This is a genomic window from Streptomyces sp. NPDC059917 (genome assembly GCF_042730635.1).
Classification (GTDB): Bacteria; Actinomycetota; Actinomycetes; order Streptomycetales; family Streptomycetaceae; genus Streptomyces.
In genome coordinates this window covers 66,541-91,327 of record NZ_JBHWLC010000009.1, presented here as the reverse complement: position 1 = coordinate 91,327, position 24,787 = coordinate 66,541, and the positions used below count along the sequence as shown (strand labels likewise).

Below are 24,787 nucleotides of genomic sequence, written 5' to 3'. Positions count from 1 at the left end.
CACCACCGAGGCGACCGCCGCGGCGGACGCCACCCGCGCCGAAGCCGCGGGCACCCTCGACGAGGCCCGCACCGAAGCCGGACGACTGCGCACCGAAGCGGCCGAGCAGGCCGACCACCTCATCGGCGAGGCCACCACCGAAGCGGAGCGGCTCGCGGAGGAGACCCGCGCGGCCAACGAGCGCACGGTGGGCGAGGCGGCGGCCGAGGCCGAGCGGCTCACCACCGAGGCGACCGCCGCGGCGGACGCCACCCGCGCCGAAGCCGCGGGCACCCTCGACGAGGCCCGCACCGAAGCCGGACGACTGCGCACCGAGGCCGCCGAGCAGGCCGACCACCTCATCGGCGAGGCCACCACCGAAGCGGAGCGGCTGCGCACCGAGGCGGCCGCGACCCTGGACGACGCCCGCGCGGAGGGCGGCCGGATCATCGGCGAGGCCACCGCCGAGGCGGAGCGGGTCACGCTGGCCGCGGCGGAGACGCTGGCCGCGGCGGAGCGGGAGTCCGAGCAGACCCTGGACGAGGCGCGCGCCGAGGCGGGCCGGCTGCGGTCCGAGGCGGCCGAGCAGGCGGACCGGCTCATCACCGAGGCCTCCTCGGAGGCGACCCGCCTCACGGAGCTGACCCGCAAGGACAACGAGCGGACGGTCGGCGAGGCCGCGACGGAGGCGGAGCGGCTGCGCGCCGAGGCGTCCGAGTCGCTGGCTTCGGCGCAGGAGCACGCGACCCGGACCCGGGACGGCGCGGAGCGGGTCAAGGCGGAGGCGGCCGCGGAGGCGGAGCGCCTGCGCGCGCAGGCCCGTACCGAGTCGGAGCGGCTGCTGGACGAGGCCCGGCAGGCGGCCAACAAGCGCCGCAGCGAGGCCGCGGAGCAGGTGGACCGGCTCATCACCGAGGCGTCGGCGGAGGCGGACAAGCTCGCGTCCGACGCGCAGGCGGCGGCCCTGGCGGCCACCACGCAGGCCGAGGAGCAGGCCGACGCGATGGTCGACGCGGCCCGCAAGGAGGCCGCGCGGATCACCTCGGAGGCGACCGTCGAGGGCAACTCGACGGTGGAGAAGGCCCGTACGGACGCGGACGAGCTGCTGGTCGGCGCGCGCACGGACGCGTCGGCCATAAGGGAGCGCGCGGAGGAGCTGCGCGGCCGGGTCGAGGCCGAGGTCGAGGAGCTGCACGAGCGCGCCCGTCGGGAGTCGTCCGAGCAGATGCGCTCGGCCGGTGAACGCGTGGACAAGCTGGTGAAGGCGGCGACCGAGCAGGGCCAGGAGGCCGAGGCGAAGGCCAAGGCGCTGGTGTCGGACGCGAGCAGCGAGGCGGGCAAGGTCCGGATCGCGGCGGTCCGCAAGGCCGAGCAGTTGCTCAAGGAGGCGGAGCAGAAGAAGGCCGAACTGGTCAGGGAGGCCGAGGGGATCCGGTCGGCGGCGCAGGCGGAGGCCGGGCAACTGGTCGACGAGGGGCGGCGCGAGCTGGAGGTCCTGGTGCGCAGGCGCGAGGACATTCAGGCCGAGATCTCCCGTGTCCAGGACGTGCTTGAGGCGTTGGAATCATTCGAGGCGCCTTCAGGTGGCGCGAAGCCCGCGGTCGGTGGTCAGGCCTCGGGCGGAGTGAAGGCGGGAGCGTCGGCCGGTTCCACTCGTTCGGGTGGGAAGACGTCAGAGGGCTAGTCGGCGCACAAATTGTGTGCCCCTGATGGAGGTTCAGGCGTACGAGTGACAAGCATTCCGTCGCCTTGCCACTCAAAAGGGGTGTCATTGTCCAGATCAAACCTGGATTGACTCGATGACACGCCGCTCCGGCGCCTAGGATTCCCCTTAACACCTCACGTAGCACCTCATCGGTCTCATTCGACAGGAACCTCATGAGCGACACTTCCTCACCCTTCGGCTTCGAGCTCGTGCGGCGTGGTTACGACCGCGGTCAGGTGGACGACCGCATTACCAAGATCGTCGCCGACCGTGACAGCGCCCTGTCCCGCATCAACTCCCTGGAGAAGCGGATCGAGGAACTACACCTCGAAACGCAGAACGCCCAGGCCCAGGTCAACGACGCCGAGCCGTCGTACGCCGGTCTCGGCGCCCGGGTCGAGAAGATCCTGCGGCTCGCCGAGGAGGAGGCGAAGGACCTGCGCGAGGAGGCCCGCCGCGCGGCCGAGCAGCACCGCGAGCTGGCCGAGTCGGCGGCCCAGCAGGTGCGCAACGACGCCGAGTCGTTCGCGGCCGACCGCAAGTCGAAGGCGGAGGACGAGGGCGTCCGCATCGTCGAGAAGGCCAAGGGCGACTCGGCCACCCTGCGTTCGGAGGCACAGAAGGACGCCGCCTCCAAGCGCGAGGAGGCCGACGCGCTCTTCGAGGAGACCCGCGCCAAGGCCGCCCAGGCCGCCGCGGACTTCGAGACCAACCTGGCCAAGCGCCGCGAGCAGTCCGAGCGCGACCTGGCGGGCCGCCAGGCCAAGGCCGAGAAGCGCCTCGCCGAGATCGAGCACCGGGCGGAGCAGCTGCGCCTGGAGGCCGAGAAGCTCCGCACGGACGCCGAGCGCCGCGCCCGGCAGACCGTCGAGACCGCGCAGCGCCAGGCCGAGGACATCGTCGCCGACGCCAACGCCAAGGCGGACCGCATCCGCAGCGAGTCCGAGCGCGAGCTGGCGGCGCTCACCAACCGCCGCGACTCCATCAACGCGCAGCTGACCAACGTCCGCGAGATGCTCGCGACGCTGACCGGTGCGGCGGTGGCCGCGGCCGGCTCCCCGATCGACGACGAGCCGGTCACCCGTGGCGTTCCGGCCCAGCAGAGCCGCTGACGCACCCCGCCGGCATCGCGTGCGCCGGGTGAGGCCGAACGGCTGAATCCGACGGATGCTACTCGCTGGTAGCGAAATGCCGCGTTCCAGGGCCTTGTGACACCTTTTGAGGTGGCGCAAGGCCCTGCGGCGTTCTAGCGTGGCCGCATGATCGAGCTTGAGGGCCTTACCAAACGATTCGGCGCGAAGACCGCCGTGGACAACCTCAGCTTCCAGGTCAGACCGGGGGTGGTGACCGGCTTCCTCGGCCCCAACGGGGCGGGCAAGTCCACGACCATGCGCATGATGCTCGACCTCGACAACCCGACCAGTGGGTCGGTCAGGATCGACGGCAAGCACTACCGGGACCTGCCGGAACCGCTGAAATACATCGGCGCGCTGCTGGACGCGAAAGCGATGAACGGCGGACGCAGCGCCTACAACAACCTCCTGTGCCTCGCACAGTCGAACCGGATCCCGACGAGCCGGGTCTCCGAGGTGCTCGACCTGGTCGGGCTGACCTCCGTCGCGAAGAAGAAGTCCAAAGGATTTTCGCTCGGCATGGGCCAGCGGCTGGGAATCGCCTCCGCACTGCTCGGTGATCCGGAAATCCTGATGTTCGACGAACCCGTCAATGGTCTGGACCCCGAAGGAATTCTCTGGATCCGCAATCTCATGAAGGGCCTGGCCTCGGAGGGAAGGACGATCTTCGTTTCTTCCCACCTGATGAGCGAAATGGCGCTGACCGCAGACCATTTGATCGTGATCGGCCAGGGCAGGCTGCTCGCCGACACCTCGATGGCCGATTTCATCCAGCAGAACTCGCGCAGTTTCGTGCGCCTGCGCTCCCCGCAGCAGGAGCGGCTCAAGGACGTGCTGCACGGGGCGGGCATCACGGCGATCGACGTCCCGGGCACCGGCTCGCTGGAGATCGACGGGGCCGGCTCCGAGCAGCTCGGTGAGCTCGCCGCCCAGCACCAGATCGTGCTGCACGAACTCAGCCCGCAGCGGGCCTCCTTGGAAGAAGCGTTCATGCGCATGACGGCCGACTCGGTCGAATACCACGCCCACTCGTCCGGCGCCCCCGGACACCCCATCGGCCCCGGACACCACGCGGGCCCCGGCGGCCCCGGGGTTCCCGGCGGACCCGGGGTTCCCGACGACAACCCGGCCCGACCCGCCGACGTCCCCGCCTGGGGCGCCGGCTTCGACGCGCAGCGCAAGGGCGGCAAGTGACCATGGCTTCCTTCCCCGCCGTCCTCCAGTCCGAGTGGACCAAGATCCGCACGGTCTCCTCCACCATCTGGACCCTGATCGCCGCGCTGGTCGTCACCGTCGGCGTCAGCGCCGGCCTGTGCGCGGTCTTCAACGCGACCTTCAAGGACATGGACCAGGCCCAGCAGCTCACCTTCGACCCGACGGTGGCCAGCTTCGCCGGGATGACCCTCGGCCAGCTCGCCATGATCGTCTTCGGCGTCCTGGTGGTCGGCAGCGAATACAGCACGGGCATGATCCGCACCTCGCTGGCCGCCGTGCCGGGCCGGGCGAACTTCCTGCTCGCCAAGCTCACCGCCGCCACCGGGCTCGCCCTGATCGTGGGGCTGCTGACGAGCTTCCTGTCCTTCTTCCTCGGCCAGGCCATCCTGGGCAGCCACAGCATCGGCATCGGCGAGAAGGACGTCCTGCGCGCGGTCATCGGCGCCGGGCTCTACATGGCGCTGACCGCGCTGTTCTCGATGGGCGTGGCCACCATCCTGCGCAGCTCGATGCTCTCGCTCGGCATCCTGATGCCGTTCTTCTTCCTGGTCTCGCCGATCCTCGGCGCGGTCAGCGCGACCCGCAAGGTCGCGCAGTACTTCCCCGACCAGGCCGGCTCCAAGATCATGCAGGTGGTGCCGGGCGGCATGGACAGCGCCACGGCGTCGTACGGCCCCTGGGGCGGCTTCGGCATCATGGCGCTGTGGGTGCTGGCCGCCGTGCTCGGCGGCTACTTCGTCCTCAAGCACCGCGACGCCTGATCCACGCCTGATCCACACCTGATCCACGGCTGCTCTCCGGCCTGGTCCCGGGCCTGATCCACTACCGGGGCCGTCCCTTCTCAGGGGCGGCCCCGGGTCGCATCTCAGGGGTACCTCAGGGATCGGCCGGGGGTGGAACCGTACGAGCCTCGATATCCTCTTAAGCCTTACGCGGGCGAATCCCGCCGGCCTGGCGAGGGACACGGAATGATCGAGGCAGTCGGCCTGACCAAGCGCTTCGGCGCGAAGACCGCGGTCGACCAGCTCTCCTTCCAGGTCAGGCCGGGTCACGTGACCGGTTTCCTGGGGCCCAACGGGTCGGGGAAGTCGACCACCATGCGCATGATCCTCGGCCTGGACCGGCCCACCGCCGGGCACGTCACGATCAACGGCGCTCCCTTCCGCGACCTGGCGAACGCGCAGCGCAACGTCGGGGCCCTGCTCGACGCCAAGGCGGTCCACGGCGGCCGCCGGGCCCGGGTCCACCTGCTCGCCCTCGCCCAGCTCTCCGGGATCCCGGAGAAGCGGGTGGACGAGGTGCTCCAGGTGGTCGGCCTCCAGGACGTGGCCCGCCAGCGCACCAAGGGCTTCTCGCTCGGCATGGGCCAGCGGCTCGGGATCGCGGCGGCCCTGCTCGGCGACCCGCAGGTGCTGCTCTTCGACGAGCCGGTCAACGGCCTCGACCCCGAGGGGATCCTCTGGGTCCGCAACCTCATGCGGCAGCTGGCCGCCGAGGGCCGCACCGTCTTCGTCTCCTCGCACCTGATGAGCGAGATGGCCCTGACCGCCGACCACCTGATCGTGATCGGGCGCGGGCGGCTGCTGGCCGACATGGGCGTGCAGGAGTTCATCACGCACAACTCGGCCGGATTCGCTCGGGTCCGCACCTCCGAGGACGCCCCCGGCGACCGGGGGACCCTCTCCGAGATCCTCACCGGGGCGGGCGGACGCGTCCTCCAGGAGCCGGACGGCGCACTGCGGGTGACCGGGCTGGAGCTGCCGCGCATCTCCGACCTCGCGCACGGGAGCGGCGTACGGCTGTGGGAGCTGTCGCCGCACAAGGCCTCGCTGGAGGAGGCCTACATGCGGATGACCCACGCCGCGGTCGAGTACACCTCCACCGACGACCCGCGGGCCGAGCTCTTCGAACCGGAGCCGCTGACCGTGCCCGCCTGGGAGGAGGAGGCCGCGCCGGTCGTCCCCCACGACGGTTGGTACGCGCCCGCGGCCCCCGGCGCCGGGGGCGCGCCCGCGCGCACCGGGCCCGCGGCGCCGGATCCCGCGCCCGATGCCGCCGCGGCCGGGCCCGCCCCGGCCACCGCGTCCTTCCTGATGCCGAGCAGCCCCGCCGACCTCGCCCGGACCGTGCCGAACAACCCCGAGGACTCCCGATGACCCCGCCGACCAGCACGCAGCAGCGGGCACCGCGGCCGGGCCCGGCGGGCAACACCGCCCCCCTGCCCACGCCGCGCCCGCACCTCGGTCACGCGGTGGCCTCGGAGTGGACCAAGATGATCTCGGTCCGCTCCACGATGTGGACGATCGGCTCCCTGGTCGTGACCGTCGTCGGGGTCGGGCTGGCCTTCGTGTCGCAGACCACCGACGAGAACTACAAGAACATGCCGTACATCGCGCCCGCGCTGTTCGGCCTGCTGGTCGGACAGCTCTCGGTGATCGTGCTCGGGGTGCTGACGATCACCTCCGAGTACGGCACCGGGCTGGCCCGGACCACCTTCGCCGCCGCGCCCGACCGGCACCGGGTGCTCACCGCGAAGTACCTCGTCTTCAGCGCGGTCGCCTTCGTCACCGTGCTCGGCTCGATCTTCCTGGTCGGGATCACGACGGCCATGGTGCACGGCGGTCCCGCCTCCGGTCCGCACGACAACGCCTCCGCCTGGCTCTCGGGGCTGCTGGTGAGCCTGTACGTGACCCTGCTCGGGGTGCTCTCGCTCGCCGTCGGCACGCTGGTGCGGCACTCCGCCGGGGCGATCGCGGTGATGATCGGCGTGGTGACGCTGCCGCCGGTGATAGGGGGCATGCTCAGCATCTGGCCGGCGTCCTCGGGCCTGGGACGGCTCGTCCTCGACTACAACGCCCTGGTCGCCATGATGCAGCTCTTCGGCATGCCGGACGGGGCGGACGGCAGCAACCTGCCGAGCAAGGTGCTCCAGCTGGTGCTGCTCGTCCTGGTGACCGGCGCCACGGTGGGCGCCTCGTACCTGGCGGTCCGGCGCCGCGACGTGTGAACCGGGGCCCGGGTCAGTACTTGGGGGCGTTACGGGACCGCTGCACCCGCGAGGTGCGGCGGTCCTTCGCGTTCCAGCAGGCCTTGTGCCAGTGCCTGCGGTCGTCCACGCCGCCGTACTCGGGCCAGGCGACCAGGTGCGGGGTGCCCGAGGGGATCTCCTGGTCGCAGCCGGGGCAGCGGTAGCGCTTGCCGATGGTGCTCGCGCCGGCGACGTGCCGGATCGTCCACTCCTCGCCCTGGTACTCCTCCGTGCGCTCCAGGCCGAACCGCTCGGGCCCCGGGCCCCGGCCCGAGTCCGCGTCCGGTCGCTCGGCTGGGTTCTCGCCGCCTCGCGGGCGGTTGTGGCGCGGTGACACGTATACCTCACGGATCGGCGGACGGACAGGACTTTTCTCCAGACTACGCGCAGCGGGCCGGGGTACCCGCAGGGTGGCCGAAGACGATTCCCCGACAATCCCAATAACTTTCCTGTCAGGCCGTGCCTTTGGCACGTGTCAGACGTTGTTGCCAACAGACGGTGTCTCACTGAGCCGGTCCACCTGGGGAGGCCGCGTCAGCCGCGAGGAGGAGAAGGCGATGCGCGTAGGAGCGTTTGTACTGGGGGCCCAGTTCCCCGGCCAGGGGTCGGGCGAGGCCCTGCACAGGGCGGTGCGGACCGCGGAAGTGGCCGAGGAGGCGGGGCTGGACTCGGTCTGGCTGGCCGAGCACCACTTCGTCCCGTACGGGGTGTGCCCCTCGGCCGTGACCCTGGCGGCCCTGCTGCTGGGGCGGACCCGGCGGCTGCGGGTGGGGACGGCGGTGAGCGTGCTGCCGAACGCACATCCGGTGGCGCTCGGGGAGCAGGCCGCCCTCCTGCACCTCACCTCGGGCGGCAGGTTCACCCTCGGGGTGGGTCGCGGCGGGCCCTGGGTGGACCTGGAGGTGTTCGGCGGCGGCCTGGAGGCGTACGAGCACGGCTTCCCGGCGGCCCTGGACCTGCTGCGGCGGTGGCTGACCGAGCCGAGCGTGGGGGTGCCCCCGGGTCCCGGGGAGCGGTACGGCTTCCGCGAGGTGGCCGTCGTACCGCGCCCGTCGGAATCCCTGGACGCGGACGAGGACGGCGGTGGACCGGAAGTGATCGTCGCCTGCACCTCCCCCGCCTCGGTGCGCCTGGCCGCGGAGCGGTTGCTGCCGATGCTGCTCGGCATGCACAGCGGGGACGAGGACAAGGCGGGGATGGTGGCCCTGTGGCGGGAGGCGGCGCTCGCCGCCGGACACCCGCGCGAGCGGGTGCTGGCCGCGGGGCACGTCTCCGCCGGGGTCTGCCAGCTCGCGGACCGCACGACGGACGCGCGCGAGGCCCTGCTCAAGGCGATGCCCGGGTGGTTGAAACAGGGGCTGGACGCGCACGTGACGGTGGACGGTCGGGTCCGCGCGATGCGGGACCCGGTCGCGTACACGGAACTGCTGTGCGAGCTGCATCCCGTGGGCACGCCCGAGCTGGCGGCGGACCGGCTGGCGGCCACCTCCGAGCGCACCGGCATCACCCGCTTCGCCCTGATGACGGAGGGCTGCGGCGATCTCGCGGGCACCGAGGAGAACGTGCGTCGGCTGGGCTTCGAGGTCCTGCCCCTGCTGGGCTGACCCGACTGTGGCTGCCGCTCCGGTATCAGTCGCACCTCCCGCGATACGGAGCGGCAGCGAAGGCTCACGTCACTAGCAGTCCCGCAGTTCCGGCGACTGGTTGAGCAGCTGGCCCCTGATGGACGTGAACTTGGCCAGCCGGTCATCCGCCGAGGAGTCCAGCGGGAACACCGCCACACGGTGGCAGTTCTGGAACGCGAGGCGCACTCCGAAGTGCCGCTGCAGCGCACCTCGTATCGCATCGCTCGCGAGTGCGCGCAGCAGCTGGCCGCGCGCCTGCTCGTTGGGCGGCGGCGTCTGGTTGTCGGCGAACTCGCCGCCGTCAACCTTCAGTTGGGCCACCAGCGAGCTGATCATCTCCCACGCGAAAGGCAGGGAGGTCCGGACGCAGTCGACGAAAGCGGCTTCGTCGACCTCGCCTCGCTCGGCCTGTTCAAGTAGGGCCGGTGAGACGTCGAGCGACATGGGTTCTCCTCTCGCGACCCCGGCCGTTTGGTGACCGGAGTCTTACGGGCAGGGAAGGGAAACCGCGACGCAGCGTGCACGTACGGCGACCTCCCGCTCACCACGGTAGGCGCCCGGTGGGTACCGCACCAGGAGAATGCGCATACAACGCGCCATCGGCGAACGGGGCTTTCGGGGGCGAATCGCGTGGAGGCGGGTCGGTCGAGTAGCGTTGCCGACCATGCGTCTCGTCATTGCCCGCTGCTCCGTCGATTACGCGGGCCGGCTCACCGCCCATCTGCCCTCGGCACCCCGTCTGATCCTCGTGAAGGCCGACGGCAGTGTCTCGATCCACGCGGACGACCGGGCGTACAAACCGCTCAACTGGATGTCCCCGCCCTGCACCCTCAAGGAGGGGAGCGGGGACGACGCGGGTGTCTGGACCGTCGTCAACAAGGCGGGCGAGAAGCTCATCATCACGATGGAGGAAGTCCTCCACGACTCCTCCCACGAGCTGGGCGTGGACCCGGGCCTGATCAAGGACGGCGTCGAGGCCCACCTCCAGGAGCTCCTGGCGGACCGGATCGACACCCTCGGCGAGGGCTTCACGCTGATCCGGCGCGAATACATGACGGCGATCGGGCCGGTGGACATCCTCTGCCGCGACGCCTCGGGCGCGACGGTGGCCGTCGAGATCAAGCGGCGCGGCGAGATCGACGGCGTGGAACAGCTGACCCGCTACCTGGAGCTGCTGAACCGCGACCCGCACCTCGCGCCGGTCCGCGGCGTCTACGCGGCCCAGGAGATCAAGCCCCAGGCGCGCGTGCTGGCGACGGACCGCGGCATGGAGTGCGTGATCCTCGACTACAACGCGATGCGCGGCATCGAGGACGACAAACTGCGGCTCTTCTGATCTTGACCTGATCCGGTCCCGCGCCGGTCCCGTTCCACCCCGGTTCGTACCCGAGCGCCCCCTCCCGCCGTCGGCGGGAGGGGGCGCTCGCGCGTGCGCGTCGGCCGCCTCAGGGAGTGGCGGCGGGCGGCGAGAGCTGGGTCGTGGTGGTGGTCGTCGGGGTGACCGGGGCGGTCGGCGAGGTGGAGGTCGAGGGGGAGACGGGCGGGGACGCCGGGGGCGTGGACCCGGCCGGGGACGACGCCGGGGGCGAGGCCGGGCCCGACGGGGGCTTGGTGACCGGGTGGCGCGAGGGGCCGCCCCCGGGCGCCGGGGTCGAGGCCGAGCCGGAGGGCGCCGGGGTCGTGGCGCCCGGGGACGAGGGGCCGGCGGTGGCGGGCGCGGACGCGGACGACGAGGTGCCGGGGCCCGCGGGAGCGGGTGCAGGATCGTTCCCGCTGGCGTCGGGCGCGGACGAGGGGACCGGCGAGCCGCCCGGAGCCTGCGGGGCGGAGGCGTCGCTGGACGAGATCGCGAAGCTCACCGCCGTGCCCAGGGCCAGCACCGCGAGGACGCCGCCCGCCGCCAGGGCCGCGGGGCGGCGGTGCCACTGCGGTCCCGCGTCCCGCGCGGGCCGGGTCACCGGCACGCGTACGGTCACGGGCCCGGCCGGCGGCTTCGCGTCCAGCGGGAAGGTCTCCTCGAAGGAGGCCGCCGGGGGCACCGCGGGCACCGGCGCGACGCGCACCAGCGGGAACGCCTGGGTCTGCGCCTCGGACCCGGGCGGGGCGGGGGCCTCCAGGCGCAGCGGGGGCGAGGCGTCCGGGCCCGCCTTCTCCCGGTCCGTGACCAGGGCCAGCGCCCTGCGGCCGGCCACCGTGCCGCGCTTGTCGGCGAGGGCGCCGCGCAGCCCGTTGGAGGTCTCCAGCTCGGCGCGGGCCCGGTCGAGGCGGCCGCCGCACAGCGCGAGGACGCCGAGTTCGTGGTGGAAGTACGCCTGCTCGGCCACCTCCCCCGCCGTCCGGGCGGCTTCGGCCCCGGCCCGCAGCACCCGCTCCCACGCACCCCAGTGCAGGGAGGCGGCGAAGGCGGGCGCGGCCGTGCGGGCCAGCAGGACGGCCGCCACCACGTCGGCGCCGGCCAGGGCCGCGAGCACCGCGTCGCCCTCGGCCGCCACCCGCTGCGGCGTCACCGAGGCGTGGCCGGTCCACCAGGCGTAGTGCCGGGCCGCCGTCAGCGCCTCGCCGGAGGCGCCGAAACCGGATTCGGCGAGTTGGCGGCCCACCCCGGCGGCCAGCCGGTAGCGGCTGCCCGCCGCGGTCAGCAGCCCGCACGAGAGCAGCTCCCCGACCGCCGCGTCCGCGTGGGTGTCGCCCACCAGGGCGGGCAGGTGCGCGGGGTGCGGCATCTCCTCGTCGAGCGCGACGGCGAAGCGCAGGGCGGCCCGGGCCGACTCGCTGATCCGCGAGACCAACAGCTCGGCCGGGGCGGCGCCCTCGGCGAGCGTCGGCAAGGGGACGAGCGCGGCGTCGCGGGGGCGCTCCTCGAAGACCCCCGGCTCCTCCCCGTCGCCGTCCTCGCCGCTGCGGTTCATCTCGTCGCGCTGCCGCAGCAGGCCGCCCGCCTGGACGAAGCGCAGCGCGAGCCCTTCGGAGGCGAAGCGCAGGTCCCCCGCCCAGGCGCTCTCCAGCTCGGTCAACGGCCGCCCGACGGCGAGTTCGAGGAGTTCCACGCACGCGGCCCGGCCCAGCCCGCCGAGGAAGACCTCCTCCAGGTGCGAACGGTCCGAGGGCGCGGGGGTGTCCGGGGTCGCGGCCAGCAGCCAGGCGCATTCGGGAGTGGCGCGCAGGAGTTCCTCCAGCGCGCTGCCGCCGAAGTCGAGGTCGTCGAGCAGCACGACGGCGCCGATCTGGCCGACGTACCGGAGCAGTTCGGTGCGGGCGGGGCGCTCGGGGAAGTCCTCCGAGGGCGCGTAGACGGTCGAATAGAGCGCGTACAGCAGCTCCGTGGGGTTCTGCCGGTGCCCGCAGAGGCGGACGACCCCGTCGGGGGCGAGGTCCTCGCAGTCGCCGGCGACCGCGTCGAGGAGTGCGGTGCGGCCCGATCCCGCGGGCCCGGTGAGCCGTACGGAACGTCCGCGTCCGAGCAACCGGACGAGCCGCTCACGCTCCTCCTCCCGCTCCAGCAGCGGCAGGGCGACCACCGGGGGCCCCGGCGGCACGGGAGGCCGCGCGGCGGCGTCCAGGGCCTCCCGCGAGGCCTTCTCGCGCCGCTCCGGAGCGCCCGCCTCCGCATCAACGCCGGGCCTTCGGGCCTCGATCTCGCTGCCGTCGACGGGATTGACGGTCAGCACGTACTCACCGACGCTGAGCCGCACGACCCGTGCGGGCCCGCCCCCCGGAGTCGTGGCATCGTCCGAAGTGGGTTGCCCCTGAGTGCGGTCCATGACCAAGTCCCCCGATCGCGTCGTGCGCCGTCGTCCCGCCCGGCCTTCGCACACGCCGCTGCCGCTACTGGTCCGGTTTCGCCCGAACCCTAGACCGTGATCGCCCGTCCGGGAACCACAGGGGTGCCATCACGCCCGGACCGTTACGTTTCATCCCCGCACGCCCCATTCGACGCCACCGGTTTCCGACGCCGACAGCGGTCGGGGCGGGGACGGGCAGGAGCGCCCCGGCAGGACGAGCGGTCCCCGCCGCGGACCCGGCGCCTCACACCCGCGGAAGCGACTCCGCTTCAAGTCCGCCCTCGATCGCGAGGATCCGGTGCAGCCGGGTCGCCACGAGCAACCGCTGCATCTGCGGCGGCACGCCCCGCAGCACGAGACGCCGTCCGGTCCGCCCGGCCCGCCGGTGGGCGCCCATGATGACGCCCAGCCCGGTCGCGTCCCAGGAGTCGAGACCGGTCAGATCGAGCACGAGGTCTCCGACGCCGTCGTCGAGCGCGGTGTGGAAGGCCGTACGGGCGTCCGCCGCGCTGCGCACGTCGAGGCGGCCCCCGACAGCGAGTTCGGCGTGGTCGCCCCTGATGTGCATGTGTGCTCCCGGCAGTGCGGCGTTCGTGTGATCCGATGGGGCCGTGGTCGGCAACTCTCACTGCAACTGACTGCCGCGCGGGCAGGGAAGTTGCCGACCGTGAGCGAACCGATACCTAATTCACCCCGACGGGTGAGGGCATTCGAACGGTGTCGCCCCTGACTGCGTGTGCTGCGCGCCTACCCCTTCGGCGGGGGTCCACGCAGCGGCCGTGCTCAGTGCTTGTAGAAGCCCTGCCCGCTCTTGCGGCCGATGTCCCCCGCGTCCACCATCCGGCGCATCAGCTCCGGCGGCGCGAACTTCTCGTCCTGGGACTCCGTGTAGATGTTGCTGGTGGCGTGGAGCAGGATGTCCACGCCCGTCAGGTCCGCCGTGGCCAGCGGGCCCATGGCGTGACCGAAGCCCAGCTTGCAGGCGATGTCGATGTCCTCGGCGGAGGCCACGCCCGATTCGTACAGCTTCGCGGCCTCGACGACGAGCGCCGAGATCAGACGCGTCGTCACGAAGCCGGCGACGTCGCGGTTGACGACGATGCAGGTCTTGCCGACGGACTCGGCGAAGGCGCGCGTGGTGGCGAGGGTCTCGTCACTCGTCTTGTAGCCGCGCACCAGCTCGCACAGCTGCATCATCGGGACGGGCGAGAAGAAGTGCGCGCCCACGACCCGCTCCGGACGCTCCGTCACGGCCGCGATCTTCGTGATCGGGATGGCGGAGGTGTTGGAGGCGAGGATCGCGTCCTCGCGCACGAGCTTGTCGAGCGCCCGGAAGATCTCGTGCTTGACCTCGAGCTTCTCGAAGACGGCCTCGACGACGATGTCGGCGTCGGCGACCGCGTCGAGGTCGGTGCTCGTGGTGATGCGCGCCAGCGCCGCTTCGGCGTCCTCGGCGCTCAGCTTGCCCTTGGCGACGAACCGGTCGTACGAGGCCTTGATCCCGTCGGTGCCGCGGGTGAGCGCGGCGTCCGTCACATCGCGCAGGACGACGTCCCAACCCGCCTGTGCGGAGACCTGCGCGATCCCCGAACCCATGAGTCCGGCACCGATGACGGCGAGCTTCCCAGCCACTTCACACCCCACGTTCTTCCATACGGCCCAGTGTCGGCCCGGTCTCGTAGCCTCTCCGGCGGAGAGTAGCGGGCGGGACGGGTCCGATGACCGGGAAGTAACACGCGTCACGTCTCAGATGACGGACATCACACCGGGACGGCCCAGCACTGCGGCGGGGGCGCGCAGTTGACCCGAACTAGGCTGACCGCATGGTGAACCTCACGCGCATCTACACCCGGACCGGCGACAAGGGCACGACCGCCCTCGGCGACATGAGCCGGACGGCCAAGACCGACCTGCGGATTTCCGCGTACGCCGACGCCAACGAGGCCAACGCGGCCATCGGGACGGCGATCGCGCTCGGGGCGCTCTCCGAGGGCGTCGTCAAGGTGCTGGTCCGGGTGCAGAACGACCTCTTCGACGTGGGCGCGGACCTGTGCACGCCGGTGGTGGAGGCCCCGGAGTACCCGCCGCTGCGGGTGGAGCAGTTCTACGTCGACAAGCTGGAGGCGGACTGCGACGCCTTCAACGAGGAGCTGGAGAAGCTGCGCAGCTTCATCCTGCCCGGCGGCACCCCCGGCGCGGCCCTGCTGCACCAGGCGTGCACCGTGGTCCGGCGCGCGGAACGCTCCACCTGGGCGGCCCTGGAGGCGCACGGCGAGTCGATGAACCCGCTCACCGCCACCTACCTCAACCGGCTCTCCGACCTCCTGTTCATCCTGGCGCGGACGGCCAACAAGGAGGTCGGGGACGTGCTGTGGGTCCCGGGCGGCGACCGCTAACGCCCGTTTCGCACGCGTTCCCGCTCGGCCCCGGCCCGATCGGCGGCCGGGGCCCGGCGCGGGAAGAGGGTGTAGGTCGCGGCGATCAGCCCGTGGATCCCGGCCACCCGCAGCGCGGCGGCCTGCCAGTCGCGCAGCGGCGCGGCCGCCGCCGCGTCACCCACGTACCAGACCCCGAGCTGGAGCAGCCCGAGGGCGACGGCCGCCGCCACGAGCGTGCGCAGCCAGAGCTTCCACTCGTGCCGGGCGCGGTCCTTGCCGTAGCCGGGGCCGGGGGGCTTGGGGCCGCCACCGAAGCGGTGGGCCGCGTGGCCGTCGAGCCACTTCACGGTGTAGTGGCCGAATCCGACCGTGTACCCGATGTAGAGGGCGGCCAGGCCGTGGCTCCAGGACGGCTCGCCGCCCCGGCCGAGGTCCACGACGGTGGCGACGAGCAGCACCAGTTCCAGCAGCGGCTCGCAGAGCAGCACCGCCGCACCGAGCCGGGGCATTTTGGCCACGTAGCGCAGCGTCAGCCCGACGGCCAGCAGGACCCAGAACCCGATTTCGCAGGCGATGACCAGGGTGACCAACACGGGGACACTCCTTTCCTTGTCGTCCTCTCCTCCAGCGTCGCGGCCGCCGCACCCCCGCGCGTCGTCGCCGGTGACGAACCGCGACTGCATCCTTCGGTGTAGTGGACCTCCGACCCGCCGCCGAGGCCGGGGGCCGGGAGACCGTGTTGGATGGGACCGTGACCCCGAAGATCCCCCGCCCGCACCGCGACGACGTGCTGCTCTGCGTGATCGGCGTGGCCGTGGGCGTCCTGCTCTGGGCACTCGGCGTGCACACCAACGCCGCCGCCCACCTGCTGCCCAAGTGGGCCACCCTGGTGCCGCTCGTGTGCCTGGGCGCCTTGGAGCTGGTGCGCCGCTCGCACCCCCGCACGGCCCTCTGCGTCGGCACCGTCGGGATCATCGCGGACCAGTTCACGGTGGGTTCCCTGGCCACCGTGGTGATCTTCACCGACCTGATGTACGCCGCCGTGGTCTACGGCAAGCCGGCCATGGCCCGGCGGCTTCCGGTCCAGACCGGCCTGATCACCGTCGTCGTCACCATCGCCGCCGTGGCCTGGCTGCGCACCCCGCAGTCCCTGCTCATCGGCGCGGTCACGGGCCTGGTCTGCTTCGCCCCCGCGCTCACCGGGGCCACCCTGCGCAACCACCGCGAGGCCGCGGTGGCGGCGCGGCTGCGGGCCGAGCAGACGGCGCTGCTGGCCGAGATGGACCGTAGTCAGGCGGTGGTCGCCGAGCGTGCGCGGATGGCCCGCGAGCTGCACGACATGGTCGCCAACCACCTGTCGGCGATCGCCATCCACTCGACCGCCGCGCTCTCCATCGACTCCCCCGGGACCAGCCGCGAGGCCCTCGGGGTGATCCGGGAGAACAGCGTCCAGGGGTTGGCCGAAATGCGTCGGTTGATCGGACTACTGCGCGCCGCCGGGGCGGAGACGGAGGCCGTCGCGGTGCCCTCCCTGGACGCGCTGGAGGCCCTGGTCGAGCAGGCCCGTACGAACGGCTCCCCGAGCGGCCTCGACTTCGTCCTGCGCGACGAGCGGGCACCGGGCGCGGACGGGGACGCCCCGCTGCCCGCGCCGGTGGAGCTGGCGGCGTACCGGATCGTCCAGGAGTCCCTGACGAACGCGGTCAAGCACGCCTCCCCCGGCACCGTCACGGTCCGGGTGAGCCGCTGCGACGCCCTGCTGCGGGTGGGCGTGGACTCGCCGCACGCGGGTCGGCCGACCGGGCCGCGCGCGCCCGGGTCCGGTGCCGGGCTGGTCGGGATGCGCGAGCGGGCGGAGCTGCTGGGCGGCAGCTTCACGGCGGGCCCCGGCGGCGCCGCCGGGGCGGCGGGCACGATGTGGGAGGTGCGGGCGGTCCTGCCCGCCGAGGAGAGGGCGACGGAGCGATGACGGGGCGACCCATCCGGGTGTTGGTGGCCGAGGACCAGAGCGCGGTGCGGGCGGGCCTGGTGCTGATCCTGCGCAGCGCGGGCGACATCGAGGTGGCCGGCGAGGCGGCGGACGGGCAGGAGGCGGTGCGCCTGGCCCGCGAGCTGCGGCCGGACGTGGTGCTCATGGACGTGCAGATGCCCCGGCTCGACGGGGTCTCGGCCACCCGCCAGGTGGTCGCCGAGGGGCTGGCGGACGTCCTCGTCCTGACCACCTTCGACCTGGACGAGTACGTCTTCGGGGCGCTGCGCGCGGGCGCGGCGGGGTTCTTGCTGAAGAACGCGGAGGCCCGGGAACTGGTCGAGGCGGTCCGGACGATCGCGCGCGGGGAGGGCCTGATCTCGCCGGCGGTCACCCGGCGCCTGATCGCGGAGTTCGCGGCTCCGACGGCCGCGCGCCCGCCGGTCCCCCAGGCGACGGCGGCGGCGCTGGAGTCGCTGACGCGGCGGGAGCGGGAGGTGCTCGGGTGCCTGGGCGGGGGGCTCTCGAATGCGGAGATCGCGGCGCGGTTGGAGATGGCCGAGGCCACGGTGAAGACCCACGTGAGCCGGCTCCTGGGCAAGCTGGAGCTGCGCAGCCGGGTCCAAGCCGCTGTACTGGCACAGGAGTTGGGCATCGCGCACTGAATTCTTGTGCGGAGCTGGAGCGAAGGTCTGGACCTCTTGACGGTTGGTCCAGACCTTTCTAATCTCACCGCAACACTGTGGTGAGCGTGCATGACGAAGCGTGCTCACGGGCGGCGCAGGTCCCACCCCCATGCCGGGAGTCGACGCCAGCGACTCCGGCGGACCTTCGGAGGAGCACCCTTGAGCACAGCACACGCGTCACGACCGGCACCCCCACCCCGCAACCGGCTGCTGCGCAGACTCGCCGCGACCGTGGCCGCCATCGCCCTTCCCCTCGCCGGGCTCGTCGGCCTCGCGGGCACGGCCCAGGCCGCGACCTCCGCGACGGCGACCTACACCAAGGTCTCCGACTGGGGCACGGGCTTCGAGGGCAAGTGGACGGTGAAGAACACCGGCACCACCTCGCTGAGCAGCTGGACCGTCGAGTGGGACTACCCGGCCGGCACCTCGGTGACCTCGGCCTGGGACGCCACCGTCACCAGCTCCGGCACCCACTGGACCGGCAAGAACGTCGGCTGGAACGGCACCCTCGCCCCCGGCGCCAGCGTCAGCTTCGGCTTCAACGGCGCGGGCGCGGGCGCACCCAGCGGCTGCAAGATCAACGGCGGCTCCTGTGACGGCGGCACCACGCCCCCGGCCGACGCCCCGCCCTCCGCTCCCGGCACCCCCACGGCCGGCTCGGTGGGCGACACCTCGGTGAGCCTGAGCTGGACCCCGGCCACCGACGACAAGGGCGTCAAGAACTACGACGTCTACCGCGGCTCCGCCAAGATCGCGACCGTCACGGGCACCAGCTACACCGACACGGGCCTGACCAAGGGCACGACGTACGGGTACAGCGTCACCGCCCGCGACACCATCGACCAGACCGGCCCCTCCTCGGGCACCGTGACGGTCACCACCACGGGCGGGGACACGGGCCCCGGCCCGGGCCCCGGCGGCTCCACGGTGCAGCTGGGCTACTTCACCAACTGGGGCGTCTACCAGCGCAACTACCACGTGAAGAACATCGTCACCTCGGGCTCGGCGAGCAAGCTGACCCACATCAACTACGCCTTCGGCAACGTGACCGGCGGCAAGTGCCAGATCGGTGACGCCTACGCCGACTACCAGAAGACCTACGACGCGGGCAGCAGCGTCTCCGGCGTCGCCGACACCTGGGACCAGCCCGTCGCCGGCAACTTCAACCAGCTGCGCCAGCTGAAGAAGAAGTACCCGAACATCAAGATCCTGTGGTCCTTCGGCGGCTGGACCTGGTCCGGCGGCTTCGGCCAGGCCGCGGCCAACCCCACCGCCTTCGCCGACTCCTGCTACAGCCTGGTCGAGGACCCGCGCTGGGCCGACGTCTTCGACGGCATCGACATCGACTGGGAGTACCCGAACGCCTGCGGGCTGTCCTGCGACACCAGCGGCGCCGCCTCCCTGAAGAACCTGCTCTCCGCCCTGCGCGCCAAGTTCGGCGCGAACAACCTGGTCACCGCGGCCGTCACGGCCGACGGCTCGAACGGCGGCAAGCTGGACCTCGCCGACTACGGCGCGGCCGCCCCGTACGTCGACTGGTACAACGTGATGACCTACGACTTCTTCGGCGGCTGGGACGCCAAGGGCCCGACCGCCCCGCACTCTCCGCTCACCTCGTACAACGGCATCCCGATCGCCGGCTTCAACAGCGACGCGGCCATCCAGAAGTACAAGTCCAAGGGCATCCCGGCCAACAAGCTGAACCTCGGCATCGGGTTCTACGGACGCGGCTGGACCGGCGTCACCCAGGACGCCCCCGGCGGCACCGCCACCGGCCCGGCGCCCGGCACCTACGAGCAGGGCATCGAGGACTACAAGATCCTCAAGAACAGCTGCCCGTCCACCGGCACCATCGCGGGCACCGCCTACGCCAAGTGCGGCAGCAACTGGTGGAGCTACGACACCCCGGCCACCATCGCCGGGAAGATGGGCTACGTGAAGGCCCAGGGCCTGCGCGGCGCGTTCTTCTGGGAGTTCAGCGGTGACACCAGCAACGGCGAGCTGCTCACCGCGATCGACAGCGGCCTGAAGTAGCGCCGCCGGTAGCGGCGAAAGAGCCGGGGAACGGGGTCCGCCCCCCGTTCCCCGGCTCCTTCGTGCCGCGGGCACGATCGGACGGGGGCGCCGCTACGCCACGTTCACCCTCTGCCCGGGGGGCGCCGCCTCCAGCCAGGCCAGGAAGCCGGTGAGCGCGTCCTCGCTCATCGCCAGCTCCAGTCGGTCCTCGCGGTGGCGGGCACCGAGCACGATGGCGTCGGAGAGCAGCGCCAGCTCCTCCTCGCCCTCGGGGGCGCGACGGGCCAGCACCTCGATCGCGGAACGTTCCAGCACCCGGCGCGGTCGCGGGGAGTACGAGAACACCCGGAACCACTCGATCCGGTCACCGCCGTAGCGCGCGACCCCGTACACCCAGCCCTTGCCGGACACGTCGGGGGCGTCGGACACGCCCCAGCGCACGCTGCAGTCGAAGGTGCCGCCGGAACGCTGGATGAGCCGCCGACGCAGCCCGAAGACAAAGAGCCCGATCACCACCAGGGCTACGACCAGGCCGCTCACAAGCAGAGCGAGGAGCATCTTCACCGACCTCCTCGCTCATCGAATTCGGAAAACCAAAAACGGACCCGCATCGCCTCAGCCGCGACCCGGTCCGGAAAATTCCGGAACGGGCCGCGGCTGAGGACGCACACTCTGCGGTGGGGGGTCAGGCCCCCGTCACCGCGCGCAGCCGGACATCGGCACGACGCTCGGAGGCACTGTCGGCCTCCGTCTTCGCGCGCTCCAGTGCCCGCTCCGCACGCTCGACGTCGATCTCGTCGGCCAGCTCGGCGATCTCGGCCAGCAGGGACAACTTGTTGTCCGCGAACGAGATGAAACCGCCGTGCACCGCGGCGACGACGGTACCGCCGTCGCTGGTGCGGATGGTCACCGGGCCCGATTCCAGCACACCGAGAAGCGGCTGGTGACCGGGCATGACGCCGATGTCGCCGGACGTGGTGCGGGCAACGACCAGGGTGGCCTCGCCGGACCAGACACTACGGTCCGCCGCGACCAGCTCGACGTGCAGCTCAGCAGCCAAGGTGGCTCCTCGGGTCACCACCCGGCGGGAAGGCCGGGTGTTGGGTCAAATTCTAATGGGCGTGCGGAGGGGGACGGGACGCACCCGCCCCCCTACCGTCGATCAGCTGTGCTCACGAGGAGCCCGGCTTCAGGAGACGCCCAGCTCCTTGGCGTTGGCCTTGAGGTCCTCAATGCCACCGCACAGGAAGAACGCCTGCTCGGGGAAGTGGTCGTAGTCGCCGTCGCAGATCGCGTTGAACGCCGTGATCGACTCTTCCAGCGGAACGTCCGAACCGTCCACGCCGGTGAACTGCTTGGCGACGTGGGTGTTCTGCGACAGGAAGCGCTCGACGCGACGGGCACGGTGGACGACGAGCTTGTCCTCTTCGCCCAGCTCGTCGATACCGAGGATCGCGATGATGTCCTGGAGGTCCTTGTACTTCTGCAGGATCCCCTTGACGCGCATCGCCGTGGCGTAGTGGTCCGCCGCGATGTACCGCGGGTCGAGGATGCGGGACGTCGAGTCCAGCGGGTCCACGGCCGGGTAGATGCCCTTCTCGGAGATCGGACGGGAAAGAACCGTCGTCGCGTCGAGGTGGGCGAAGGTGGTGGCCGGAGCCGGGTCGGTCAGGTCGTCCGCGGGGACGTAGATCGCCTGCATCGAGGTGATCGAGTGACCACGGGTCGAGGTGATGCGCTCCTGCAGCAGACCCATCTCGTCAGCCAGGTTCGGCTGGTAACCCACGGCGGACGGCATGCGACCGAGAAGGGTCGACACCTCCGAACCGGCCTGGGTGTAACGGAAGATGTTGTCGATGAAGAAGAGCACGTCCTGCTTCTGCACATCGCGGAAGTACTCCGCCATGGTCAGACCCGCCAGGGCGACGCGCAGACGGGTGCCCGGGGGCTCGTCCATCTGGCCGAAGACGAGGGCCGTCTTGTCGATGACGCCCGAGTCGGCCATTTCCTCGATGAGGTCGTTGCCCTCACGGGTACGCTCACCGACGCCCGCGAAGACCGACACACCGTCGTGGTTGTTGGCGACGCGGTAGATCATTTCCTGGATCAGAACGGTCTTGCCGACACCGGCACCACCGAACAGACCGATCTTTCCACCCTTGACGTACGGGGTGAGGAGGTCGATGACCTTGACGCCGGTCTCGAACATCTCCGTCTTCGACTCGAGCTCGTCGAAGTTGGGCGCCTTGCGGTGGATCGGCCAGCGCTCGGTGACGTTGGCGTTCTCCTCCGGGTAGTTCAGCACCTCACCGAGGGTGTTGAACACCTTGCCCTTGGTGAAGTCACCGACGGGGACGGTGATGCCCTCGCCCGTGTTGACCACCGGGGCCTGGCGGACCAGACCGTCGGTGGGCTGCATGGAGATGGTGCGGACCACGCCGTCACCCAGGTGCTGGGCGACTTCCAGGGTCAGCGTCTTCAGTGCGCCGTCCTCGGCCGGGTCGGCGACCTGGACCTTGAGGGCGTTGTAGATCTCGGGCATGGCGTCGACGGGGAACTCCACGTCGACGACCGGGCCGATGACCCGGGCGACGCGGCCCGTGGCGGCGGCCGTCTCAATGGTCGTCATTACTTGTCACTCCCCGCGGTCGCGTCTGCCATGGCGCTGGCGCCACCGACGATCTCGCTGATTTCCTGGGTGATTTCGGCCTGGCGGGCCGCGTTGGCAAGCCGGGAGAGGCTCTTGATGAGATCCCCGGCGTTGTCGGTCGCCGACTTCATCGCGCGGCGGCGGGCGGCGTGCTCGGAAGCGGCCGACTGCAGCAGTGCGTTGTAGATGCGGCTCTCGACGTAGCGCGGCAGCAGGGCGTCGAGGACGTCCTCCGCCGACGGCTCGAAGTCGAACAGCGGAAGGATCTCGCCCTTCGCCCCGTCCTTCTCCGCAGCCTTGTCGAGGCTGAGCGGCAGCATCCGGCCGTCGACCGCGTTCTGCGTCATCATCGACACGAACTCCGTGTAGACGATGTGCAGCTCGTCGACGCCACCCTCGGCCGTGTCGGCCTGGATGGCTTCGATCAGCGGCGCCGCGACGCGCTTGGCGTCGGCGTAGGCCGGGCTGTCGGTGAAGCCGGTCCACGAATCCGCGACCTTGCGCTCGCGGAACCCGAAGTAGGCGACACCCTTACGGCCGACGATGTAGGTGTCGACCTCCTTGCCCTCGCCGCGGAGCCGCTCGGTGAGCCGCTCCGCCTGCTTGAGGGCGTTCGAGGAGTAGCCGCCGGCCAGACCGCGGTCGCTCGTGATGAGCAGGACCGCGGCGCGGACCGGCGCCTCGACCTCGGTGGTCAGGGCGTGCTTGGTGTTCGAGCCGGTCGCCACCGCGGTCACCGCACGGGTGAGCTCGGTCGCGTACGGCATCGATGCCGCCACCTTGCGCTGCGCCTTGACGATGCGCGAGGCGGCGATCATTTCCATCGCCTTGGTGATCTTCTTGGTCGCCGTGACGGCACGGATGCGACGCTTGTAGACCCGGAGCTGCGCTCCCATGAGTCAGGTCCCTTCCGTCGTCACTTGGAGACGTTGACGGCCGGCGCGTCCTCGCCCAGGAGCTTGCCGTCCGAGGTCTCGAACTGCAGCTTGAAGCTGGCGATGGCGTCGGCGATCGCCGTCAGGGTGTCGTCCGACATCTTGGCGCCATCGGCGATGGAGGTGAGGAGGTCCTTGCGCTCGCGGCGCAGGTGCTCCAGCAGCTCCGACTCGAAGCGACGGATGTCGTTGACCGGGACGTCGTCCATCTTGCCGGTGGTACCGGCCCAGACGGAGACGACCTGCTCCTCGACGGGCATCGGCTGGTACTGGCCCTGCTTCAGCAGCTCGACCAGGCGCTTGCCGCGCTCCAGCGAAGCCTTCGAGGCGGCGTCCAGGTCGGAACCGAAGGCGGCGAACGCCTCCAGCTCACGGTACTGGGCGAGGTCCAGACGCAGACGGCCGGACACCTGGCGCATGGCCTTGTGCTGGGCCGAACCACCGACGCGGGAGACCGAGATACCGACGTTCAGCGCCGGGCGCTGGCCCGCGTTGAACAGGTCGGACTCCAGGAAGCACTGGCCGTCGGTGATGGAGATGACGTTGGTCGGGATGAACGCCGACACGTCGTTCGCCTTGGTCTCGACGATCGGCAGACCGGTCATCGAACCGGCACCCATGTCGTCGGAGAGCTTCGCGCAGCGCTCCAGCAGACGCGAGTGCAAGTAGAAGACGTCGCCCGGGTAGGCCTCGCGGCCCGGCGGACGGCGCAGCAGCAGCGACACGGCGCGGTAGGCGTCGGCCTGCTTCGACAGGTCGTCGAAGATGATCAGGACGTGCTTGCCGGCGTACATCCAGTGCTGACCGATGGCGGAACCGGTGTACGGCGCCAGGTACTTGAAGCCGGCCGGGTCGGACGCCGGGGCGGCGACGATCGTCGTGTACTCGAGCGCGCCGGCCTCTTCCAGGGCGCCGCGAACGGACGCGATGGTCGAGCCCTTCTGGCCGATGGCGACGTAGATGCAGCGGACCTGCTTGTTCACGTCGCCCGAGCGCCAGTTGTCGCGCTGGTTGATGATCGTGTCGACGGCCAGAGCGGTCTTGCCGGTCTGACGGTCACCGATGACCAGCTGACGCTGACCACGGCCGATCGGCACCATCGCGTCGATGGCCTTGTAGCCGGTCTGCATCGGCTCGTGGACCGACTTGCGGACCATGACGCCGGGGGCCTGCAGCTCGAGGGCGCGGCGGCCCTCGGTCGCGATCTCGCCGAGGCCGTCGATCGGGTTGCCGAGCGGGTCGACAACGCGGCCGAGGTAGCCCTCGCCTACGCCGACGGAGAGCACCTCGCCGGTGCGCTGCACCGACTGGCCCTCCTCGATACCGCTGAACTCGCCGAGGACGACCGCACCGATCTCCCGCTCCTCGAGGTTGAGGGCGAGACCGAGGGTGCCATCCTCGAACTTCAGCAGCTCGTTCGCCATGGCGGAGGGAAGACCCTCCACCTTCGCGATGCCGTCGCCGGCAACGCTGACCGTTCCGACCTCCTCGCGCGAGGCCGCGTCCGGCTGGTACGACTGGACAAAGTTCTCCAGTGCGTCCCGGATCTCCTCCGGCCGGATCGTGAGCTCCGCCATCTGGGTTCCCTGCTCTCCTTGTTGGGCCTGAAGCTTCTTAGGGGTCTGGGGGCGACCCCCAGGAATCTTCTGCAAGTTCTGCACGGCCCAACCGGGCCGCTGGAAATGC

At 71.4% G+C, this 24,787-nt stretch carries 22 protein-coding genes and 1 pseudogene; 12 read left to right on the top strand and 11 right to left on the bottom strand.

Translation table 11 applies throughout. The annotated features are described in order from the left end of the window. The 6 genes and pseudogenes from ACFWAR_RS08110 to ACFWAR_RS08085 form a co-directional block, all read left to right on the top strand. Positions 1 to 1,663 (top strand): annotated as a pseudogene (locus tag ACFWAR_RS08110) (hypothetical protein); the annotation flags it as partial. 194 nt (positions 1,664 to 1,857) lie between these two features. Further along, positions 1,858 to 2,796, top strand: coding sequence for a cellulose-binding protein (locus ACFWAR_RS08105; RefSeq protein WP_330332681.1), 939 nt, complete (start codon positions 1,858 to 1,860; stop codon positions 2,794 to 2,796). A 147-nt stretch (positions 2,797 to 2,943) separates the two neighbouring features. Beyond that, a complete protein-coding gene (locus tag ACFWAR_RS08100) occupies positions 2,944 to 4,011 on the top strand; it encodes an ABC transporter ATP-binding protein (RefSeq protein ID WP_385774307.1) in 1,068 nt (355 codons plus the stop codon). Positions 4,012 to 4,013: 2 nt separating this feature from the next. After that, a complete protein-coding gene (locus ACFWAR_RS08095; protein WP_385774305.1) occupies positions 4,014 to 4,793 on the top strand; it encodes an ABC transporter permease in 780 nt (259 codons plus the stop codon). Between the two features lie 207 nt (positions 4,794 to 5,000). Beyond that, entirely contained in the window at positions 5,001 to 6,188 is a 1,188-nt protein-coding gene (locus ACFWAR_RS08090) for an ABC transporter ATP-binding protein (RefSeq protein ID WP_385774303.1), read from the top strand. Further along, positions 6,185 to 7,039 carry an ABC transporter permease gene (locus ACFWAR_RS08085; RefSeq protein ID WP_385774301.1) on the top strand — a complete coding sequence of 285 codons (855 nt, stop codon included), beginning with the start codon at positions 6,185 to 6,187 and terminating at the stop codon, positions 7,037 to 7,039. The genes ACFWAR_RS08090 and ACFWAR_RS08085 overlap by 4 nt, the downstream gene beginning before the upstream one ends. Positions 7,040 to 7,052: 13 nt before the next feature. On the opposite strand, the gene ACFWAR_RS08080 is transcribed toward ACFWAR_RS08085, so the two are convergent. Continuing rightward, positions 7,053 to 7,397, bottom strand: a complete 345-nt coding sequence (locus tag ACFWAR_RS08080) for an ATP/GTP-binding protein (RefSeq protein ID WP_385774299.1) — start codon at positions 7,395 to 7,397, stop codon at positions 7,053 to 7,055. Positions 7,398 to 7,617: 220 nt separating this feature from the next. On the opposite strand from ACFWAR_RS08080, the gene ACFWAR_RS08075 reads away from it, so the two are divergent. Then, positions 7,618 to 8,664, top strand: a complete 1,047-nt coding sequence (locus ACFWAR_RS08075; RefSeq protein WP_385774297.1) for an LLM class flavin-dependent oxidoreductase — start codon at positions 7,618 to 7,620, stop codon at positions 8,662 to 8,664. Between the two features lie 72 nt (positions 8,665 to 8,736). On the opposite strand, the gene ACFWAR_RS08070 is transcribed toward ACFWAR_RS08075, so the two are convergent. Further along, a complete protein-coding gene (locus tag ACFWAR_RS08070; protein ID WP_354382878.1) occupies positions 8,737 to 9,129 on the bottom strand; it encodes an SCO5389 family protein in 393 nt (130 codons plus the stop codon). Between the two features lie 220 nt (positions 9,130 to 9,349). On the opposite strand from ACFWAR_RS08070, the gene nucS reads away from it, so the two are divergent. Then, positions 9,350 to 10,021, top strand: coding sequence for an endonuclease NucS (gene nucS, locus ACFWAR_RS08065; protein ID WP_385774295.1), 672 nt, complete (start codon positions 9,350 to 9,352; stop codon positions 10,019 to 10,021). A gap of 109 nt (positions 10,022 to 10,130) precedes the next feature. Here the strand turns inward: nucS and ACFWAR_RS08060 are convergent, their stop codons facing one another. From ACFWAR_RS08060 to ACFWAR_RS08050, 3 genes are all read right to left on the bottom strand, one after another. After that, positions 10,131 to 12,446: an ATP-binding protein gene (locus ACFWAR_RS08060; protein ID WP_385774293.1), complete on the bottom strand. Its 2,316-nt coding sequence runs from the start codon at positions 12,444 to 12,446 to the stop codon at positions 10,131 to 10,133. 265 nt (positions 12,447 to 12,711) lie between these two features. Beyond that, positions 12,712 to 13,035: an STAS domain-containing protein gene (locus ACFWAR_RS08055; RefSeq protein WP_283448577.1), complete on the bottom strand. Its 324-nt coding sequence runs from the start codon at positions 13,033 to 13,035 to the stop codon at positions 12,712 to 12,714. Between the two features lie 215 nt (positions 13,036 to 13,250). Beyond that, positions 13,251 to 14,099, bottom strand: a complete 849-nt coding sequence (locus ACFWAR_RS08050; RefSeq protein ID WP_354382874.1) for a 3-hydroxyacyl-CoA dehydrogenase family protein — start codon at positions 14,097 to 14,099, stop codon at positions 13,251 to 13,253. 191 nt (positions 14,100 to 14,290) lie between these two features. Between ACFWAR_RS08050 and ACFWAR_RS08045 the strand changes: the two genes are divergently transcribed. Beyond that, on the top strand, positions 14,291 to 14,863 hold the full coding sequence (locus ACFWAR_RS08045) for a cob(I)yrinic acid a,c-diamide adenosyltransferase (RefSeq protein ID WP_385774290.1): 573 nt from the start codon (positions 14,291 to 14,293) through the stop codon (positions 14,861 to 14,863). Here the strand turns inward: ACFWAR_RS08045 and ACFWAR_RS08040 are convergent. After that, positions 14,860 to 15,438 (bottom strand): hypothetical protein, encoded by a 579-nt coding sequence (locus ACFWAR_RS08040; protein ID WP_385774288.1) that lies wholly within the window; start codon positions 15,436 to 15,438, stop codon positions 14,860 to 14,862. The two genes, ACFWAR_RS08045 and ACFWAR_RS08040, sit on opposite strands and share 4 nt — an antisense overlap. A 158-nt stretch (positions 15,439 to 15,596) precedes the next feature. On the opposite strand from ACFWAR_RS08040, the gene ACFWAR_RS08035 reads away from it, so the two are divergent. From ACFWAR_RS08035 to ACFWAR_RS08025, 3 genes are all read left to right on the top strand, one after another. Next, on the top strand, positions 15,597 to 16,814 hold the full coding sequence (locus tag ACFWAR_RS08035) for a sensor histidine kinase (RefSeq protein WP_385774286.1): 1,218 nt from the start codon (positions 15,597 to 15,599) through the stop codon (positions 16,812 to 16,814). Continuing rightward, entirely contained in the window at positions 16,811 to 17,479 is a 669-nt protein-coding gene (locus ACFWAR_RS08030; protein ID WP_385774284.1) for a response regulator, read from the top strand. Before ACFWAR_RS08035 ends, ACFWAR_RS08030 begins: the two co-directional genes overlap by 4 nt. A gap of 90 nt (positions 17,480 to 17,569) precedes the next feature. Then, positions 17,570 to 19,534 carry a glycosyl hydrolase family 18 protein gene (locus ACFWAR_RS08025; RefSeq protein ID WP_385774282.1) on the top strand — a complete coding sequence of 655 codons (1,965 nt, stop codon included), beginning with the start codon at positions 17,570 to 17,572 and terminating at the stop codon, positions 19,532 to 19,534. Positions 19,535 to 19,627: 93 nt separating this feature from the next. Here ACFWAR_RS08025 and ACFWAR_RS08020 read toward each other — a convergent pair whose 3' ends face one another. The 5 genes from ACFWAR_RS08020 to atpA form a co-directional block, all read right to left on the bottom strand. Next, a complete protein-coding gene (locus ACFWAR_RS08020) occupies positions 19,628 to 20,074 on the bottom strand; it encodes a DUF2550 domain-containing protein (RefSeq protein WP_385774280.1) in 447 nt (148 codons plus the stop codon). 127 nt (positions 20,075 to 20,201) lie between these two features. After that, the gene (locus ACFWAR_RS08015) at positions 20,202 to 20,576 is read right to left on the bottom strand and encodes a F0F1 ATP synthase subunit epsilon (RefSeq protein WP_385774278.1); all 375 of its coding nucleotides are present in this window, start codon (positions 20,574 to 20,576) and stop codon (positions 20,202 to 20,204) included. A gap of 129 nt (positions 20,577 to 20,705) precedes the next feature. Further along, a complete protein-coding gene (atpD, locus tag ACFWAR_RS08010; RefSeq protein WP_354382867.1) occupies positions 20,706 to 22,145 on the bottom strand; it encodes a F0F1 ATP synthase subunit beta in 1,440 nt (479 codons plus the stop codon). Then, the gene (locus tag ACFWAR_RS08005; RefSeq protein ID WP_354382866.1) at positions 22,145 to 23,062 is read right to left on the bottom strand and encodes a F0F1 ATP synthase subunit gamma; all 918 of its coding nucleotides are present in this window, start codon (positions 23,060 to 23,062) and stop codon (positions 22,145 to 22,147) included. Before ACFWAR_RS08005 ends, atpD begins: the two co-directional genes overlap by 1 nt. Before the next feature lie 20 nt (positions 23,063 to 23,082). After that, on the bottom strand, positions 23,083 to 24,678 hold the full coding sequence (atpA, locus tag ACFWAR_RS08000) for a F0F1 ATP synthase subunit alpha (protein WP_354382865.1): 1,596 nt from the start codon (positions 24,676 to 24,678) through the stop codon (positions 23,083 to 23,085). Positions 24,679 to 24,787: the final 109 nt, after the last annotated feature.

What these genes read in the sequence shown, in the direction of transcription:
- ACFWAR_RS08025 (WP_385774282.1), top strand. Translation starts at nt 17,570, where the DNA reads ATGACGAAGCGTGCTCACGGGCGGCGCAGGTCCCACCCCCATGCCGGG.
- ACFWAR_RS08020 (WP_385774280.1), bottom strand. Translation starts at nt 20,074, where the DNA reads ATGCTCCTCGCTCTGCTTGTGAGCGGCCTGGTCGTAGCCCTGGTGGTG.
- ACFWAR_RS08105 (WP_330332681.1), top strand. Translation starts at nt 1,858, where the DNA reads ATGAGCGACACTTCCTCACCCTTCGGCTTCGAGCTCGTGCGGCGTGGT.
- ACFWAR_RS08075 (WP_385774297.1), top strand. Translation starts at nt 7,618, where the DNA reads ATGCGCGTAGGAGCGTTTGTACTGGGGGCCCAGTTCCCCGGCCAGGGG.
- ACFWAR_RS08005 (WP_354382866.1), bottom strand. Translation starts at nt 23,062, where the DNA reads ATGGGAGCGCAGCTCCGGGTCTACAAGCGTCGCATCCGTGCCGTCACG.
- ACFWAR_RS08095 (WP_385774305.1), top strand. Translation starts at nt 4,014, where the DNA reads ATGGCTTCCTTCCCCGCCGTCCTCCAGTCCGAGTGGACCAAGATCCGC.
- ACFWAR_RS08090 (WP_385774303.1), top strand. Translation starts at nt 5,001, where the DNA reads ATGATCGAGGCAGTCGGCCTGACCAAGCGCTTCGGCGCGAAGACCGCG.
- ACFWAR_RS08070 (WP_354382878.1), bottom strand. Translation starts at nt 9,129, where the DNA reads ATGTCGCTCGACGTCTCACCGGCCCTACTTGAACAGGCCGAGCGAGGC.
- nucS (WP_385774295.1), top strand. Translation starts at nt 9,350, where the DNA reads ATGCGTCTCGTCATTGCCCGCTGCTCCGTCGATTACGCGGGCCGGCTC.
- atpA (WP_354382865.1), bottom strand. Translation starts at nt 24,678, where the DNA reads ATGGCGGAGCTCACGATCCGGCCGGAGGAGATCCGGGACGCACTGGAG.
- ACFWAR_RS08055 (WP_283448577.1), bottom strand. Translation starts at nt 13,035, where the DNA reads ATGCACATCAGGGGCGACCACGCCGAACTCGCTGTCGGGGGCCGCCTC.
- atpD (WP_354382867.1), bottom strand. Translation starts at nt 22,145, where the DNA reads ATGACGACCATTGAGACGGCCGCCGCCACGGGCCGCGTCGCCCGGGTC.
- ACFWAR_RS08030 (WP_385774284.1), top strand. Translation starts at nt 16,811, where the DNA reads ATGACGGGGCGACCCATCCGGGTGTTGGTGGCCGAGGACCAGAGCGCG.
- ACFWAR_RS08085 (WP_385774301.1), top strand. Translation starts at nt 6,185, where the DNA reads ATGACCCCGCCGACCAGCACGCAGCAGCGGGCACCGCGGCCGGGCCCG.
- ACFWAR_RS08100 (WP_385774307.1), top strand. Translation starts at nt 2,944, where the DNA reads ATGATCGAGCTTGAGGGCCTTACCAAACGATTCGGCGCGAAGACCGCC.
- ACFWAR_RS08060 (WP_385774293.1), bottom strand. Translation starts at nt 12,446, where the DNA reads ATGGACCGCACTCAGGGGCAACCCACTTCGGACGATGCCACGACTCCG.
- ACFWAR_RS08045 (WP_385774290.1), top strand. Translation starts at nt 14,291, where the DNA reads ATGGTGAACCTCACGCGCATCTACACCCGGACCGGCGACAAGGGCACG.